We start from the raw sequence: 15,447 nt of genomic DNA on the forward strand, positions 1-15,447 counted from the left end.
AGCAAGGCCAATTGTTCGCCACGCTTCACCCGCCGAACGAGCCCAACTCATCGGCGTATTCCGGGAGGAGGGCGCGTGCAGCACCCCGAGGGCGCGCCCCTGCGCTCGGACGCGCGACGCAATCGCGACCGCATTCTGGAGGTGGCCCTGGTCGAGCTGACACGCGCGGCCGACGTCCCGCTGAGCGCGATCGCCCGGAAGGCCGGCGTCGGACAGGGCACCTTCTACCGCAACTTCCCCAACCGCGAGGCCCTCGTCCTGGAGGTCTACCGCCACGAGGTCCAACAGGTCTGCGACGCCGCGGCGCACCTCCTGGCCACCCGGCCGCCCGACCGGGCGCTGCGCGGATGGATGGACCGACTCGCCCAGTACGCCATGGCCAAGGCCGGTCTGGCCGCCGCCCTGCGTAACGCCACCACCGCCCGCGGCACCTTCGCCGCCGTGGCCTGCGGCCCCCTCGCCGCCGCCGTCACCCTCCTCCTGGCTGCGAACGAGGAGGCCGGCACCATCCGCCCCGGCGTCACCCCCGAGGACTTCCTCCTCGCCATCGCCGGCCTCTGGCAGCTCGACCCGCACGCCGACTGGCGCTCCCGCGCCGGCCGCCTCCTCGACCTGGTGATGGACGGGCTCCGCGCGGGGGCGCCGGGGCGGTGAGGGGCGGAGTCGGGGCACCGGCCGGCTCTCGATCCGTACGACCGAGGGTGGGGCACCCATCTCACCAACATTCCGCATTGTAGAATATGTATTTCGATAAATGATACTCTGGCGCACCCCTCGCGTCGTCGGAGGCCCTTCGCGCGCCCGGCCGCCAGTCGGCCCGCGAGGTGAAGTGACCCATTCAGCTCGCGGGAGTGGATCACCGCCCGCACGCCCCAGCGCCGGGTCGGCACCCCCCGAGGACGTCGCCGAGGCGGTCTACGCGGTGGCCCACGCCGCGTACACCACCGGCGAGGTGGTCCGGGTGGACGGCGGGCGGCACCTCGTGTGACCGCGCCCCGACCGCGCGGCCGGAAGGGCGGTGCGCGGAACGGGACGGGGGAGCGCGGCGGGCCCCGGCTCGGGATCGTCGCGCTCCGTGCCTCGCCGTTCCGGTCGGGCATGGCCGTTCGCGCGGTCGAAATGCGAAAGTGCCTTCCTGGCCTGGGCCGATGAACCTTCTTGAGGGGTTCCGCCGGTTCAGGTGGAGGGCACTTTTTGCGTGGCGGGCGGTGGTTCGCGTCCCCGTCAATTCGACGTAGCCGCGTCGGCCGGCGGGGCGGCGATGCCGGTGACGAGGATGCCGAGTTTGGTCGCCAGGGTCTCGCCGAGCGGGAAGGCGCCATCGGCCTTGAGCCAGCGGGCGAGCGTGGTCGTGTAGGTGTCGAAGACCATGTCGGCGACGAGGTCGGCGTCGATGTCCTGGCGGATCTCGCCGCTCTGCCGGCCTCGGGTGACGGCGGCGAGGAAGGCGTCGGGCGTGGGGGCGCCGGCCGCGAAGGCGCTGTGCAGCACTCCGTTGTCGTAGAGGTCCTTGGCCAGTGCGTAGTCGTGTTCGTTGAACTCGGCGAGTGTGCGCAGTTGGGACGTCAGCAGCTCGACGGCCGAGGCCCGGCGGGACGGGTGCGCCGCGTCGTGTCGGTTCAGGTGCTGGTGTCGCTGGCGGACCCAGGCGACCACGAAGTCCTCCTTGCGGCGGAAGTGGTTGAACGCCGTCTGACGTCCCACGTCGGCGCGTGCGGCGATGTGGTCGAAGGTGGTCGCGGTGTACCCCTGGGTCGCGAAGAGGTCCAGGGCGGCCGCCAGCAGTCTCTGCCGGGTCTCGTGCAGGCGGCGTTCGCGCCGTCCTTGCTGTGTAGTCGAGCTCACAACGCGAGTGTACTTGAATCCGTAGTTGTACGTGAGTATATCTTTGGACTCAAGTCCACTAGATGAGGAGTTCGGACCATGACCGTCCCCTACACCCTCGGCCTGCACCCGATCGCCGACTCCACCTACGCCTACCTCCAACCGAACGGTTCCTGGGGGTGGAGCAACGCCGGGCTGATCGTCTGCGGGGAGGAAGGACTGCTCGTCGACACGCTGTTCACCGTCCCGCAGACCCGGGACATGGTGGACGCGGTGGCGCGGGCGCTGCCGCACGTCACGATCGGCACCGTGGTGAACAGCCACGGCGACGGCGACCACTGGTGGGGCAACCAGGTGCTGGCCGACGCCGCCATCATCGCCTCGGACGCCGCCGCCACGGCCATGCGCCGCGACAGGCTGCACCAGCAGCTCGCGGCCCCCGGACCGGCCGAACTCCCGCAGGTCGTAGTCGAGATGCTCAAGACCTTCGACTTCGGCGGTATCACTCCGACATACCCGACCCGGACCTTCACCGGCGAACTGGAGGTCCCGGTCGGCGGACGTACCGTGCGGCTGATCGAGGTGGGGCCCGCGCACACTGTCGGGGACGTGCTGGTGCATGTGCCGGACGCGGCAGTCCTGTTCACCGGGGACATCCTGTTCGTCGGCGGCCACCCGGTGCTCCACAGTGGTCCGATAGCGGGCTGGATCGCCGCCTGCGACCTGATCCTCGGTCTCGACGCCGAGACGATCGTGCCCGGCCACGGCCCGGTCGTCGGCAAGCCGGAAGTCCGCCGGTTCCGCGACTACCTCCAGCGGGTCCGCGACCACGCCACCCGCGCGCACGGGGAGGGACAGCCGGTGCTACGGGCCGCGCAGCAGATGAATCTCGACGGCTTCACGGACCTGGCCGACCCCGAACGGCTGCTGCTCAACGTCGGCGCCGTCTACCGGGAGCTCAACGGCGACGGCACACCGGACGAACTGGAGCTGATGGGCCGGCTCGACCAGTACACCCAGCCGTCCGCCCACTGACCACCGCGAGGACACCGTGACCGCACAACCAGGCACCACTCCCCGGATCGCGCCGCTGCCGCAGAGCGACCTCCGCGCGCTGGCCGACAGGATCGGCGGCACCGCCGGACAGACGCTCGGCAACGCGGCCGGACCGCTGGCGGGCCGACCGGTGCTCAACGTCCTGGGCACCATCGCCCACCATCCCGGCCTGCTGTCCGACCTCCTGCCGCTGCTCAACCGGCTGGGGCAGGGCCTGCTGCCGCCCCGCGACCGCGAAATCACCATCCTGCGGGTCGCCCACCACACCCAGTCCCCTTACGAGTGGGCGCACCACGCCCTCATCGGCGCCGCCGCAGGGCTCCTGGCCGAGGAGATCGCGCGGATACCCGACGGCCCCGCCCATCCCGACTGGGACGACGCCGACAGCACGCTCCTGCGGGCCGTGGACGAGCTGCACGGCGACGGCGCGATATCGCAGACCACCTGGGAGCACCTGGCCGACCGCTACTCCCCGCACCAACTGCTGGAACTACTGGCCCTGACAGGCGTCTACACCCTGGTCGCCTACGTTCTCAACTCCTGCCGGGTGCCCCTCGACGACTGGCTCGGCGAACCTGCTCCGCTGCCCGACCGGCATCGGATCTCCGACCGGCATCGGCTCTCCGACGCAGGCCGCTCCGGCCGCATGGGGCCGGACACGATCAGGGACGCATCGCCACCGACCCGGCGGTGAGGGTCGCCGACGTCGACGATCAGCCCGCCCGCCCGCATGACCGCAGACGGACAGCGGCGTCTCACCACCCCGACCGAAACGGCGCGGCTAGTGGGACAGCCGCACCCCGGTGACCAGGTCCGGGCGGATCCGCAGCGCGTGGGACATCCGGTGGTCGGTCCAGGGGTGCAGCAACGCCTGGTAGTGCGCCAGGTCGTCGGGATCGGTCACCAGGTGGCAGTAGCCGGTCACCACGACGCTCCAGCCGCAGTGCGTGGCCGGGTCGATGGCGTCGGCCTCGTAGGCGACGACCACCCCCTCGTCCTCCGCGTGTTCGGTCAGGGTGGTCAGCGCCGCGCCCTCGTGGGTGCGGATGATCACCTCGCCGTGGTGGAGGAGGTGGTTCACCGGGCGGATGGCCGGCAGCGCGTCCTGGGTGAAGACGATCCGGCCCAGCGACACGCTGCCCAGCAGCCGGAGTGCCTCGGTGCGGTCCAGTTCGGTGCTGCGGCGGGACGCCTCGCGGTCGGCCCAGGCCCCCAGCGTGGAGTCGGTGGCGGTACCGGCGGTGTGCCGGGCCGGGATGTCGTTCACGGCGTGCTCCCTGTCCTTTTGACGCTGCTGACGCACTGACTGCCGGCCAGTAGAAGGCCCCCGGCGGCCGCCCGCCAGGGCCGTTCGGCCCGCCCCGGGGGACGGCACCCCGCACGGCCCGGCCCGCGTCACCGCGCCGCTCCGGTCACCGCCTCGTCCGCCGGGCACGCCACGGGGCGGTCTGCCGGCGGGGCCAAGGGGTCCGGCACCGGGTCGTGGCGGATGCGGTCGGGCGGCATGCCGACCGCGGTCAGCCGGGCGACCGTGGCACCGACCATGGCCGCCGGACCGCTGACGAAGGCGAGATGACCGGACCACTGCGCGTCCCGGGCCACCGCCTCGGCCAGCCGACCGTACTCGGTCAGCCGGCCGCCACCCTCCCCGACGGCGTCCTCGTCCAGCACCCGCACCACCCGCAGCCGGTCGTGGCGCGCCGCCAACTGGGCCAGCGCCGCGGCGTCGTACAGCTCGGCCCGGCTGCGGGCGCCGACGAAGAGGTGCACCCGGGCCGCCCGGCGCAGCGGGAGACCGCCGGCCCCGCGGCGACGGCCCGCCCACTCCTCCAGCAGCGCCTTGACCGGCGCCCAGCCCGTGCCGCCCGCCACCATCAGCAGATCGCCGGAGTGCTCCTCGTCCGGGAGCGTCATCGTGCCGTGTGCGGGGCCCAGCCGCAGGGTGTCGCCGACCCCGGTGCGGCCCACCAGGGCCTCGCTGACCCCGCCGGGGCCGGTCCGCCGGACGTGGAAGGCCACCTCGCCGTCGGGCCGCGGCGCGGAAGCGAGGGAGTAGTGCCGCCACGCCTGGGGCATCAGCGGAGACTCGACCGCCGCGTACTGGCCGGCCCGGTACGGGTACGGCTCGTGCACCCGGACCCGCAGCACGGCGAGGTCCGGGCGGCGCCGCTCATGGGCGGTCACCGTGCCCTGCCAGCACGGGGGTTCGGCGAGCGCGGCGTCGGCGCCCTCGACCATCGAGGCGACCGCGAACCGCAGCATCCGCACCCACGCCTGTTCCACCGCCTCCGCCCAGCGGGGCCCGGCGGTGCGCCGCAGCGCCGCACACAGCGCGGCCTCGAACGCCTCGTAGTGCGCCGGACGCACCCCGAGTTTGCGGTGGTCGTGGCCGAGCTGCCGGAAGTAGGCGGCGACCTCGGCGGGGCGGTGCAGGTTCTCGATCAGGTACCAGAAGGCGCGGGCCAGGTGCGCGCGCTGGAAGTCCATGGACGCGGGGAACAGCGACCGCAGGTAGGGCCACCGGGCGAACATCTCGTCGTAGAGGTGGGCGATCAGGTCGCCGAACGGCGTGACCAGGTCGAGGTACTGGGTGATCAGCCGCTGGTCGGAGGCGCCGTCGTAGGAGTCCGGGGTTAAGTCCGGCGCCGGGGCCCGGCCCTGCCCGAGGATGCGCCGGCGCAGCCGCATGGCATCGTGCCGGGCGAGCAGGGCGTGGTACTCGCCACCGACGGTGCCCGCGGCGGGCCGTTCGGACGGCACGGACGAAGTGGGACGCGAGGGCTGGCGGGGCTGCTGCATGGGATCGACCTCCTGACGGGGGCGCCAGTATCGCAACGCCGCACTGTGCCCGAAGGGCCCCGTTCCCTCAGGGCCGTTCGGCCCTTGCGCGAGTCGCCGGGCCCGACGAACCTCGTGGTCGGGCCCCTTGTGCCCGGCCGATCCGCGCAGAACCACAGAGCGAGAGTGCATGAACCAGCAGTCCGTCCCCCCTGCCCCGTCCTCCGCCCCGGACACGCCGCTGCGCGTCTTCATCCTCGACGACCACGAGGTGGTCCGCCGCGGCGTGCGGGACCTCCTGGAGGCGGAGGAGGACATCGAGGTCGTGGGGGAGGCGGGCGACGCCCGGCAGGCCCTCGCGCGGGTGCCGGCGGTACGGCCGCAGGTGGCGGTCCTCGACGTCCGGCTGGGCGGCGCCGACGACGACCACGAAGGGATCGAGGTCTGCCGGGAGTTGCGGGCCCGGATGCCGGAGCTGGCCTGTCTGATGCTGACGTCCTTCGACGACGACGAGGCGCTGTTCGACGCCATCATGGCCGGGGCGGCCGGCTATGTGCTCAAGCAGATCGACGGCACGGCGCTGGTGCACGCGGTCCGCACGGTCGCGGCGGGGCAGTCGATGCTGGATCCGCGCACCGCGACGCGGGTGATGGAGCGGCTGCGCGGCCCGGCCCGGGACCCGGCGGCCGAGGCGGAGCCGTCCGAACTCGACCGGCTCTCGCCGCGCGAACGCGAGGTGCTGGACCTGATCGGCGATGGATTGACGAATCGTCAGATCGCGGACCGGCTGTTCCTCGCCGAGAAGACGGTCAAGAACCGGGTGTCCGCGATCCTGTCCAAGCTGGGGGTGGGGCGCCGGGTCCAGGCGGCGATGGTCGTCGAACGGCTGAAGGGGCAGCCGCGGGCGTGAGCGCGGCAGCGCGGGTGCGGCGGGCCCGACCCGCCGCACCCGGGCCCGGTGGCCCCTGTCACCGGACCGGACCGGGTCAGTCGGACAGCGGGACGCACCAGACGATGCGGGTGCCGCCGTCCTCCGGTGTCTCGACGGCCAGTCGTCCGCCGTGCATCTCCGCCCGGGCCCGCATGTTCGCCAGGCCCCCGGTGTGCGGTGCGGCCCCGACGCCCACCCCGTCGTCCGTCACCGCCAGCGTCACCGCGTCCGCGGTCACCGACAGCGCCACGTCCAGCCGGCGGGCGCAGGCGTGCCGGGCGGCGTTGCTGAGGGCCTCGGCGGTCACCGCCACGAGGTGCTGCGCCAGATCGTCGGGCACCGCCGCGTCCACCGGGCCGTCGATCCGCAGCGCCGGGGTGAAACCGAGGGGACCACCCGCCCGCCGCACGGTCTCGGTGAGGTCCCGGCGCAGACCGCGGCCGTCCTTGCCGTCCCCGGTGGTGCGCAGTCCGAAGATGGTGGACCGGATGATCTTGATGGTGGTGTCCAGGTCGTTGACCGCGCGGCCGACCCGCTCGGCGGCCTCCGGCCGTTCGATCAACCGGGTCGCACTCTGCAGCGTGATGCCGGTGGCGAACAGCCGCTGGATGGCGAGGTCGTGCAGGTCCCGGGCGATCCGGTCGCGGTCGTGGAGGACCGTCAGCTCCTCCGACTCGGCCCGCCGGCGGGCGAGTTCCAGGGCGATCACGGCCTGGTCGGCGAAGCCCGATATCAGCCTGACCTCGGCGTCGTCGAAGGCGGGCCGCCCGGCCAGGCGGCTCAGCCGCAGCGCACCGCAGCCGGTGTCCACCTGGAGCGGCACGGCGACCGCCGGCCCGTACACCTCGCCGGGCTCCCCGGACTCCCCGTCCAGCGCTGCCCCGTTCAACGCCTCCGCGGTCCCGGTCCCGGTGCCCGGCCCGAGCGGGTAGGCCCGCGGGTCGGCCCGCAGATCGGCGCTGACCACCGGACGACCGCTGCGCACGGCCATCCCGGGCAGCGAACCGTCGGCCGGCACCCGCAACCCGGTGATCCGGCTCGCGCCCGTACCGCACGCCACCGCCACCGTCAGCTGGTCCGCGGACGGGGCCGCCGGCAGCAGGACCGCCGCACAGTCCGCCCCGGCGACCTCCCGCGCCCGCTCGGCGATCAGCCGCAGCACCTCGTCCGCGTCGGTCCCGGACAGCAGGCTGCGGGTGATCTCGCCCAGCGCCTCCAGCCACCGCTCCCGGCGGCGGCTCTCGTGGTACATGCGGGCGTTGTCGATCGCCACCCCCGCCGCGGTGGACAGCGTGGTCAGCACCGCCTCGTCGTCCGCGTCGAACGAGCCGCCGCCCCGCTTCTCGGTGAGGTAGAGATTGCCGAACACTTCGTCGCGGACCCGGACCGGTACCCCGAGGAAGGTCCGCATCGGGGGATGGTTGGCCGGAAAGCCATAGCTGTGCGGATGACTGGTGAGGTCGGTGAGCCGCAGCGGCGCGGGGTTGCGGATCAGTTCCCCGAGGATGCCGTGGCCGCACGGCGTCCGGCCGATCGATCCGATCAGCTCGTCGGACATCCCGACGGGCAGGAACTGCGACAACTGCCCGTCGCCGACCACCCCCAGCGCCCCGTATTCCGCGTCGGTGAGGGTGACCGCCGCCTCCACGATGCCCCTGAGCACCTGCGGGAGTTCGAGCCCCCGCCCCAGGCTCATCACCGCGTCGAGCAGGGCGCGCACCCGGTCCGGCTCGTGGAGCTGCGGCCCGTGCGGACCGCTCGCGGCCGGTGCGTACTGCTGCGATTCGGACATGACCGTGCTGCTCCCAAAGATCCCGTACGTCTGCTCGGCAGCGTACGTGATCATCGCGGGGGTGCCGACGGGCACCGGTGCCGACCGGCCATCCGGCGGGACGTGCCACGGGGCCGGCCGTCCCCGTACGGAGGGCCGGTCGCGGTCCGGGGGAGGGCAGTTCGGCCCTGGGGGCCGCGATGGCCGCCGACCGACGATGTGTCTGCCGGGAAGGGCCGGTCTCCCCGTGCCGATGGCTCTTCCCGGTCCTGGCCGCTTCCCGGCCCGATTCACGTTTCCGAGGTGGAGGACACAGCACCGTGGATGGTTGGGAAGTCAGCACAACGGCGGTCAGGGAACCGGTGCGCGGCCGGGCCACGGCCCGGCCGCCACGCCGGCACAAGGTGGTGGAGTGGCTGACGACCACCGACCACAAGCAGATCGGGACGCTCTACCTCGTCTCGGCGTTCGTCTTCTTCCTGGTCGGCGGCCTGATGGCCCTGCTGATGCGCGCCGAACTGGCCCGACCGGGCACCCAGATCCTCTCCAACGAGCAGTTCAACCAGGCGTTCACCATGCACGGCTCGGTGATGCTGCTGCTCTTCGCCATGCCGCTGTTCACCGGCTTCGCCAACTGGCTGATGCCGCTGCAGATCGGCGCCCCCGACGTGGCGTTCCCCCGCCTGAACATGCTCGCCTTCTGGCTGTTCCTGTTCGGCTCGCTGATCGCCGCGGCCGGCTTCCTCACCCCGCAGGGCGCCGCGGACTTCGGCTGGTTCGCCTATGCGCCGCTGTCCGACGCAGTCCACTCGCCCGGCGTGGGAGCCGACATGTGGATCATGGGTGTGGCGCTCTCCGGATTCGGCTCCATCCTGGGCGCGGTCAACTTCATCACCACCATCATCTGCATGCGCGCCCCCGGCCTGACGATGTTCCGGATGCCCATCTTCACCTGGAACGTGCTGCTGACCGCCGTGCTGATCCTGATGGTCTTCCCGGTCTTCGCCGCCGCGCTGCTCGCCCTGGAGATGGACCGCAAGTTCGGCTCCCACATCTTCGACGCGGCCAACGGGGGCGCCCTGCTGTGGCAGCACCTCTTCTGGTTCTTCGGCCACCCCGAGGTCTACGTCCTCGCCCTGCCGTTCTTCGGCATCGTCTCCGAGGTCATCCCGGTCTTCGCCCGCAAACCGATGTTCGGCTACATCGGCCTGATCGCCGCGACCATCTCGATCGCCGGCCTCTCCGTGACGGTCTGGGCGCACCACATGTACGTCACCGGCGGCGTGCTGCTGCCGTTCTTCTCCTTCATGACGTTCCTGATCGCCGTGCCCACCGGGGTGAAGTTCTTCAACTGGATCGGCACCATGTGGCGCGGCTCGCTGTCCTTCGAAACCCCGATGCTGTGGGCCACCGGCTTCCTGGTCACCTTCGTCTTCGGCGGCCTGACCGGCGTCATCCTGGCCTCACCACCGCTGGACTTCCACGTCTCCGACACGTACTTCGTCGTCGCGCACTTCCACTACACGCTGTTCGGCACCGTGGTCTACGCGATGTTCGCCGGCTTCCACTTCTGGTGGCCCAAGTTCACCGGCAAAATGCTCGACGAACGCCTCGGCAAGATCACCTTCTGGACGCTCACCGTGGGCTTCAACCTCACCTTCCTCGTCCAGCACTGGCTCGGCGCCGCCGGGATGCCCCGCCGGTACGCGGACTACCTCGCCGCCGACGGCTTCACCACCCTCAACACCCTCTCCACCCTCGGCTCCTTCCTCCTCGGTCTGTCCTTCCTCCCGTTCTTCTACAACGTCTGGAAGACCGCCAAATACGGCACCGAGGTCGGCTGCGACGACCCCTGGGGCTACGGCCGCTCCCTGGAATGGGTCACCGCCTGCCCGCCGCCGCGCCACAACTTCACCTCGCTGCCCCGGATCCGCAGCGAATCGCCCGCCTTCGACCTGCACCACCCCACCGTCGACGCCCTCGCCGCGGGCCGCGCCACGGCCGGCCACTGAGGAAGGAGCGGTCATGCTGTCTCCCGCCGTCCTCGCCCTCGGGGCCACCGCCCTCAGCGCCTCCGGCTGCGTCTGGTACCTGCCCGCGGCGGCCGACCTGCGCGCCGGGGCCGACCGCCCCACGTCCCGACGGCTCGCGGCCGCCGCCTGCCTGACCGCGTGGGCGACGATCGCGCTGTCGGCGCCGCTGCTGCTGGCGGCCGCCTCCTGGACCACGCTCGGCGCCGTCACCGCCTTCGGCACCGGCGCCGCCCTGCTGCTCGCCACTCTGGCCCGCGCCTGCCGCGGCCACGAGGAGCACGCCACCCGCCGGGCCTGGGCCGCACTGCGGCTGCGGCCCCCCGCTCGCCGGCGGTCGCCGTGGTCCCGCCCGACACGGGCCTTCCTCTGCTGGTTCCTGCCCGGTTACGCCGTGGCCGCAGGAGCGGTGGCGGTGGCGCTGGTCGGGGTGATGGCAGGCAGGTGAGGCGGGTGAGTCGAGTGAGGTGAGCGTGGTGGGCGAGGCAGGTGGGTATGGCGCCGCCGTGCGCCGCCGATAGTGACCGCGCGGCCCGTAAGAGCAGTGCGGCGGCGCGCACCCGATGCGCCGCGCCGACCGCCGAGTCGCCGGGCTCCGTCGGCACCGGAGAGCTCCCGGCGCCGACGGGGCCCACCGCTGTCAGTGGGCGCGCGTACCGTGAGGGACATGACCGGACTCCCCGTTCCCGTGCCCGACGTGTCTGTCCGCGTGCGGCTGAATGTCGGCGCCTGCGGGCCCTACGCGCACATCGTGGCGCACTTCGAACCACCCGGGGCCGACGGCGGGTTGGAACTGCTCAGCGCGGTGCCGCAGGCGCGCCTGCCCCGGGAGTACCTGCCGGCGCTGCGGACCGGGCTGCTGGAGGGGCTCGCCGGGGTCGACGCGGCGGTGCTGATCACCGACGGCACGTTCCACGAGGTGGATTCGTGCGAACTCGGATACCGGATAGCCGGAGCACAGGCGGGGCGGGCGGCGCTGATCGGCGCGGGCCTGCTGCCGCCGGAGGAGGCCGGAGCACTGCGCTGGGCGAGCTGGCCGGGCCGCCCCAGTGGCCCGGCCGCCGTCGAGCGCCGCGGCGCGGGGGGCCGGTAGCGGCCCTGTGGCGCGCCGCGGCCGGTGGCGTTGTGGGCCGTGGTCAGCTCAGCCGCAGGTCGATCCAGTGGATGGTGTCCCCCGGCAGCAGGTAGCGCTCGATCTCGACGAACCCGCGCTGCCGCGCGAACCGCAGGCCGTCCTCGTTCGACGCCAGCACCACGGTCTCGACGACCCGGGCACCCAGCTCCCGCGCCCGGTCCAGGCCCCGCGCATAGAGCTCCGTCCCGAACCCGCGCCCGCGGTGGGCGGGGAGCACCCGGGCGATCACGGTGGCCGTCCCGGTGTCGTCGGCCGGCGGGCGCACGGTACTGCACCCCACGAGTTCGTCGCCGAGGTAGGCGACCTCCAGGTGATGCCGCAGAGACCGTTCCCGCACGTCCTCCAGGGACAGGACGTGGGTGGGGATGATCGTGTTGTGGACGTACTGCCAGTCGGCGAGTTCGGCCTCGGTGACCGGCTGGGCGAGACGAAGATCGGACATGGCCGAAGGAAATCCCGGATGCCCTCGTTGGTCAACTGCGTTTGGCGGCAGGGAGGGAGACAGCGACCGACCGGTGTGGTGCGGGCCGCGGACCGTGCGACGGCGGCCCTCCCCGGGCGGCGCGGACGTCATGAGCCGGCCGCTCGTCGCTCGCCGGTGGGGCCGGATGCCTCAGACGACCGACCCCAGCACCGTGATGCCGAGGGCGAGCAGACCGGCCACCTTGGCGAGTTCACCGGCGATGTAGAGGAGGTGGGCACCAGACCGGCGGAGCGATTCGCCGGCCAGCGACCGCCGCCGCCGCGCCGTTCATCGTGCCGGTGCCATGAAGGGCATTCACGGGCGCGCAGTCCTCTCGTCGGGCCGGATCGCCGGGGCGGATCCTCGGGTCGGAAACCTCGGCCCCGGGCGGCAACGGCCATCGGTGCCGACCGACGATCCTCGCATCCCGCGCGATACCCACCGACGAGGGGGCGGCTCCGCCGACTCAGGCCCTTGTGCCGCCGTCCACCCGCAGGACCGTCCCGGTCACGTAGGAGGCGCGGTCGCTGAGCAGCCAGGCGGCGGCCTGGGCGATCTCGTCGGGGTCGGCCGCGCGGCGCAGTGGGGTGTGCGCCGTGAGGTGCTCGGTGACACCGGGGGAGTCCGCTTCCCAGGCACGGACCATCTCGGTCAGCGTGAGGCCGGGGGCGATCGCGTTGACGCGGATGCCCTCCGGGCCGTAGGTGACGGCAGCCGACTCGGTGAGGCTGTTGACGCCTCGCTTCATCGCCCCGTAGGCGGGCAGCTCGGGGTTGCCCATCAGGCTGCCGACGGAGGAGTTGTTGACGATGGCACCCGTCCCGGCGGTGGCCCGGATCGCTTCGACCTCGGCGACCATGGCCAGCCACGGGCCTTTGAGGTTCACGGCGTAGACATGGTCGAAGTCGGCCTCCGGCAGCTGGTCCATGGGGCCGGGCCGTTGGATGGCCGCCCCGTTGTTGAAGGCGATGTCGAGTCGGCCGTGCAGGTCCACGGCACGGCGCACGGCGGCGCGCACACCGGCCGGGTCGGCCAGGTCGCACACCACGTAGTCCGCGACACCGCCGGCCGCCCGGACCTCTTCCGTCACCGCCTTCAGCTGTGCCTCCGTCCGGGCCGCGAGCAGCACCCGGGCGCCCTCCCGGGCGAACAGCCGCGCCGCGGCGGCGCCGATACCGCGCCCGGCACCGGTGACGAAGGCGACCTTGTCGGCCAGCAGGCCCGGGGCGGCGGGGCCGGAGGTGTCCGTGGTGGGTGTCGTGGGTGTGTCGGGTGTGTTGGTCATGGCGACGAGCCTGCGCCGGTGGCGCCGGGCTCATCCAGGCACCAGCAGTGTCTGGATAGCCTCCCGGGCGCCGCGCACACTGGGCCCATGGACAGACGAGAACTGGCGGCCTTCCTGCGCAGCAGGCGGGAGCGGATCGGCCCCGCCGCCGTGGGGTTGCCCGTCGGACCGCGGCGCCGCACGCCGGGACTGCGCCGCGAGGAGGCGGCGCAACTGGCGTTCATCTCCACCGAGTACTACACGCGTCTCGAACAGGCCCGCGGTCCGCGCCCCTCGCGCGAGGTGCTGGCCGGACTGGCCCGGGCCCTGCGCCTCTCGGACGCCGAGCGGGACCACCTCCACCACCTCGCGGGCACACCGCCGGGCCCGTTGCCCGGGCCGTCGCGCGAGGTGCGGCAGAGCATCCTCGACCTGCTGCAACGGCTGCCGCAGGCCGCCGCGATCGTCACGTCCGCGACGTACGAGGTGCTCGCCTGGAACGATCTGGCGGCCGCCCTCATGGAGGACTTCTCCGCCCTGACGCGGCGCGACCGCAATCTCGTACGGCGCGCCTTCCTCGGGCCGCGCAAGGAGGGGCGCCGGTTGTACGGGGTGTCCGACGCGGACGCCTTCGCCCGCACCTGCGCCCGGAACCTGCGCGCCACCGCCGCCCGTTACCCCGACGACCCCGAGGTGACCGAGCTGGTGGATGAACTCCGCACCGGCAGCGACGACTTCGCCAGACTGTGGGACTCGCACGACGTGTGCGCCGAAACCACCCTGTGCAAGACCTTCCAGCACCCGCTGGTCGGCTCGGTCACCGTCGCCTGCGACGTCCTCGACATCAGCGACCGGGACCAGCAGGTCGTGATCTACACCGCCACTCCCGGCTCACCGTCCGAGGAGGCACTACGACTGCTGTCCGTCATCGGTACCCAGCGCATGGACGTGATCACTTGAGTGAGGGCCGCTCCCCTCGACGACGGCCGCATGGCAGGCGGTGAGGAGCGAGCCGTCCACCCTCACCGAAGTCGTAGGACGCCTGGGGCTCGGTCTTCGAAGATCTCGACCAACCAGTCGAACGGTCGCTGCGCGCTCTCGCGCGCCGCCGCCGGCTCGGCACCGACCGATGGACGATTCGTGGGGTGGCAGCGCGACAGGCGGATTTCCCACTGCCGAGCAGTCTCCGGACAGCCCAGAGGGCGTTCCCTTCGGGGTGCGTAGGGGCGGCCCGGCGGGTACCCGGGCCGCCCCTACGCGGGGCTAGGCGCCCGACGGGGTCAGTTCCCGCTCCCGCTCGGTCTCGCGGGCGGCGAAGGGGCACTGCCAGTCGGCGGGCTTGGGGCGGCCGGAGTAGCGGCGGGCCTCGGAGAGTTCCTCGTACTCCGTCAGGTTGGGGTTGATGTCGCCCTGCAGCTTGATGTCCTGCTTGCGTATCTTGTCCGCCAGTCGGTCCCACATACCGGCGCCCTTGATCCGGTCGAACTGCTCGTGGGAGTTGAAGGCCAGCATGGGGAAGGGAGGACGGCGACCCCACCGGCGGTGGGTCTCGTGCAGGCCGATCACGAAGAACGGATGGCCGGCGACGCTGTAGGCGAACTCCTTGGCCTGCGGATCCGACGTATAGCCATCGGCCCAGCGATGGGTATCGGCGTCCGTTTCGTGCAGCAGTTGCAGATGCTGCCACAGCAGCTCCTCGAACCGCAGCTCATCCACTCCCCTCGGTCGCTCGAAGGTCGCGATGAAGCTGGTGAACGAGCGGGCGCTCCAGTTCGCCCCGTTCACGAACTCCGCAAGGTCGAGCGCCATCAGCCGAGCCGATTCGGCGCCCCCCAGCAGGTCATAGTGCCGGTGTGTGATGCCGCCCTGGCGCCAGGCGGAGCGTCCCGCCAGGCAGGCGAACCGGTCGCCCAGGATGAACTGCTCGACCTGCACACGCGCATCCGACGTCATGGCCAGCCTTCCTTCCACCAACATGCCTCCTCGAACGGGAGATCATCTCCTTCACGCATCCCAAAGCGCCCACCCCACACCGGCCGGAACCGGTACCGAGGCGGGCGTCGCCGCCGCGGGACCGGACCCGGTCAACGGGGAACGGGGAAGGTCGCTGGGTGATTGTGACTGGCGAGGGCCGCTCGGCGAAATCCCTTCCGCGACTTGGTCACGACGAATGCCGAACATTGCCAGACGAACAC

16 protein-coding genes are annotated in these 15,447 nt (G+C 72.4%); 9 read left to right on the plus strand and 7 right to left on the minus strand.

Going from position 1 to position 15,447, the window contains the following annotated elements; genetic code table 11:
• Positions 1 to 75 precede the first annotated feature (75 nt).
• Together CG747_RS21500 and CG747_RS21505 are read left to right on the plus strand one after the other, a co-directional pair.
• Positions 76 to 654, plus strand: coding sequence for a TetR/AcrR family transcriptional regulator (locus CG747_RS21500; protein ID WP_257980587.1), 579 nt, complete (start codon positions 76 to 78; stop codon positions 652 to 654).
• 175 nt (positions 655 to 829) lie between these two features.
• Complete coding sequence (locus CG747_RS21505) at positions 830 to 988, plus strand: hypothetical protein (RefSeq protein WP_180985637.1); 159 nt, start codon at positions 830 to 832, stop codon at positions 986 to 988.
• Between the two features lie 236 nt (positions 989 to 1,224).
• Here the strand turns inward: CG747_RS21505 and CG747_RS21510 are convergent, their stop codons facing one another.
• Complete coding sequence (locus tag CG747_RS21510) at positions 1,225 to 1,845, minus strand: TetR/AcrR family transcriptional regulator (RefSeq protein ID WP_180985638.1); 621 nt, start codon at positions 1,843 to 1,845, stop codon at positions 1,225 to 1,227.
• A 78-nt stretch (positions 1,846 to 1,923) separates the two neighbouring features.
• Between CG747_RS21510 and CG747_RS21515 the strand changes: the two genes are divergently transcribed.
• Entirely contained in the window at positions 1,924 to 2,859 is a 936-nt protein-coding gene (locus tag CG747_RS21515) for an MBL fold metallo-hydrolase (protein ID WP_100603427.1), read from the plus strand.
• Positions 2,860 to 2,875: 16 nt separating this feature from the next.
• Positions 2,876 to 3,574 carry a carboxymuconolactone decarboxylase family protein gene (locus tag CG747_RS21520; protein WP_100603428.1) on the plus strand — a complete coding sequence of 233 codons (699 nt, stop codon included), beginning with the start codon at positions 2,876 to 2,878 and terminating at the stop codon, positions 3,572 to 3,574.
• Between the two features lie 87 nt (positions 3,575 to 3,661).
• Here the strand turns inward: CG747_RS21520 and CG747_RS21525 are convergent, their stop codons facing one another.
• Both CG747_RS21525 and CG747_RS21530 read right to left on the minus strand, forming a co-directional pair.
• Positions 3,662 to 4,147 carry a pyridoxamine 5'-phosphate oxidase family protein gene (locus CG747_RS21525; RefSeq protein ID WP_100603429.1) on the minus strand — a complete coding sequence of 162 codons (486 nt, stop codon included), beginning with the start codon at positions 4,145 to 4,147 and terminating at the stop codon, positions 3,662 to 3,664.
• Positions 4,148 to 4,275: 128 nt separating this feature from the next.
• Positions 4,276 to 5,679, minus strand: a complete 1,404-nt coding sequence (locus tag CG747_RS21530; RefSeq protein ID WP_100603430.1) for a globin domain-containing protein — start codon at positions 5,677 to 5,679, stop codon at positions 4,276 to 4,278.
• A 169-nt stretch (positions 5,680 to 5,848) separates the two neighbouring features.
• Here CG747_RS21530 and CG747_RS21535 point away from each other — a divergent pair, with 169 nt between their 5' ends.
• Positions 5,849 to 6,568, plus strand: coding sequence for a response regulator transcription factor (locus CG747_RS21535; protein WP_100603431.1), 720 nt, complete (start codon positions 5,849 to 5,851; stop codon positions 6,566 to 6,568).
• A 76-nt stretch (positions 6,569 to 6,644) separates the two neighbouring features.
• On the opposite strand, the gene CG747_RS21540 is transcribed toward CG747_RS21535, so the two are convergent.
• Positions 6,645 to 8,309, minus strand: coding sequence for a GAF domain-containing sensor histidine kinase (locus tag CG747_RS21540; RefSeq protein ID WP_100603586.1), 1,665 nt, complete (start codon positions 8,307 to 8,309; stop codon positions 6,645 to 6,647).
• Positions 8,310 to 8,722: 413 nt separating this feature from the next.
• Here CG747_RS21540 and ctaD point away from each other — a divergent pair, with 413 nt between their 5' ends.
• From ctaD to CG747_RS21555, 3 genes are all read left to right on the plus strand, one after another.
• Positions 8,723 to 10,372 carry a cytochrome c oxidase subunit I gene (ctaD, locus tag CG747_RS21545; protein WP_257980635.1) on the plus strand — a complete coding sequence of 550 codons (1,650 nt, stop codon included), beginning with the start codon at positions 8,723 to 8,725 and terminating at the stop codon, positions 10,370 to 10,372.
• Positions 10,373 to 10,385: 13 nt separating this feature from the next.
• Positions 10,386 to 10,838, plus strand: a complete 453-nt coding sequence (locus tag CG747_RS21550; RefSeq protein ID WP_100603433.1) for a hypothetical protein — start codon at positions 10,386 to 10,388, stop codon at positions 10,836 to 10,838.
• 219 nt (positions 10,839 to 11,057) lie between these two features.
• Positions 11,058 to 11,483: a hypothetical protein gene (locus tag CG747_RS21555; RefSeq protein WP_100603434.1), complete on the plus strand. Its 426-nt coding sequence runs from the start codon at positions 11,058 to 11,060 to the stop codon at positions 11,481 to 11,483.
• 43 nt (positions 11,484 to 11,526) lie between these two features.
• On the opposite strand, the gene CG747_RS21560 is transcribed toward CG747_RS21555, so the two are convergent.
• Together CG747_RS21560 and CG747_RS21565 are read right to left on the minus strand one after the other, a co-directional pair.
• Positions 11,527 to 11,967 carry a GNAT family N-acetyltransferase gene (locus tag CG747_RS21560; RefSeq protein WP_100603435.1) on the minus strand — a complete coding sequence of 147 codons (441 nt, stop codon included), beginning with the start codon at positions 11,965 to 11,967 and terminating at the stop codon, positions 11,527 to 11,529.
• Between the two features lie 487 nt (positions 11,968 to 12,454).
• Positions 12,455 to 13,273, minus strand: coding sequence for an SDR family NAD(P)-dependent oxidoreductase (locus CG747_RS21565; protein WP_100603436.1), 819 nt, complete (start codon positions 13,271 to 13,273; stop codon positions 12,455 to 12,457).
• Positions 13,274 to 13,360: 87 nt separating this feature from the next.
• Here CG747_RS21565 and CG747_RS21570 point away from each other — a divergent pair, with 87 nt between their 5' ends.
• Complete coding sequence (locus tag CG747_RS21570) at positions 13,361 to 14,212, plus strand: helix-turn-helix transcriptional regulator (protein WP_100603437.1); 852 nt, start codon at positions 13,361 to 13,363, stop codon at positions 14,210 to 14,212.
• Between the two features lie 303 nt (positions 14,213 to 14,515).
• On the opposite strand, the gene gntA is transcribed toward CG747_RS21570, so the two are convergent.
• Positions 14,516 to 15,205: a guanitoxin biosynthesis heme-dependent pre-guanitoxin N-hydroxylase GntA gene (gene gntA / locus CG747_RS21580; RefSeq protein ID WP_100603438.1), complete on the minus strand. Its 690-nt coding sequence runs from the start codon at positions 15,203 to 15,205 to the stop codon at positions 14,516 to 14,518.
• Positions 15,206 to 15,447: the final 242 nt, after the last annotated feature.

The sequence above is a fragment of the Streptomyces sp. CB02959 genome (assembly GCF_002803155.1).
In the GTDB taxonomy this organism is placed as follows: domain Bacteria; phylum Actinomycetota; class Actinomycetes; order Streptomycetales; family Streptomycetaceae; genus Streptomyces.